Genomic DNA, 588 nt, shown 5'->3' on the forward strand with positions numbered 1-588 from the left:
GATAGGTGGTGGCAAAATCGCCGGGCAGGGCTTCCAGACCGCCGAAGATCAGGATGGAAACGGCAAAAAGCAGGACGAGGCTGAGCACGAAGCGCTCGAGGATAAGGGCAAGCAGCGGAAAGCGCTGCCGGAACCCGAGGCCGGGCAAGATGCTTGGGGCAGGATTGGTCATGGCGAGGACCTCGCGCTAAAACGTCGGGAGGACCGCGGGTTTACATCCCACGGTCCCGGCTTCGTTAGAGATCGGAGGGGCATACGCCCCTTGCCATCAGGCGTCCAGCCAGACGCGGGTCGCGACGTAGCCGTTCGACATGTCGTTGCCGATGTCGTGGACATAACCCTTCACCTGCTTGGTGGAGGCGTTCACGAAGTCGTTGAACATCGGCAGGATCACCCCGCCCTCGTCACGCACCGTCATCGCCATGGTGCGATACATGTCCTTGCGCTTGGCTTCATCGAGCTCAGACCGCGCCTGCAATACCAACTTGTCGAAGTCAGGCTGCTTGAAATGCGTGTCGTTCCATTCGGCGGTCGATAGATAGGAGGTGGAATAGCGCGAATCCTGTGTCGGGCGACCGCCCCAGAAGG

At 60.7% G+C, this 588-nt stretch carries 2 pseudogenes; both read right to left on the reverse strand.

The features are described from left to right. Positions 1–172: pseudogene (locus tag AF337_RS41640) on the reverse strand (ABC transporter permease); the annotation flags it as partial. 96 nt (positions 173–268) lie between these two features. Then, a pseudogene (locus AF337_RS02450) lies at positions 269–588 on the reverse strand (ABC transporter substrate-binding protein); the annotation flags it as partial.

This window comes from Rhizobium ecuadorense (assembly GCF_001187535.1).
Lineage (GTDB): Bacteria > Pseudomonadota > Alphaproteobacteria > Rhizobiales > Rhizobiaceae > Rhizobium > Rhizobium ecuadorense.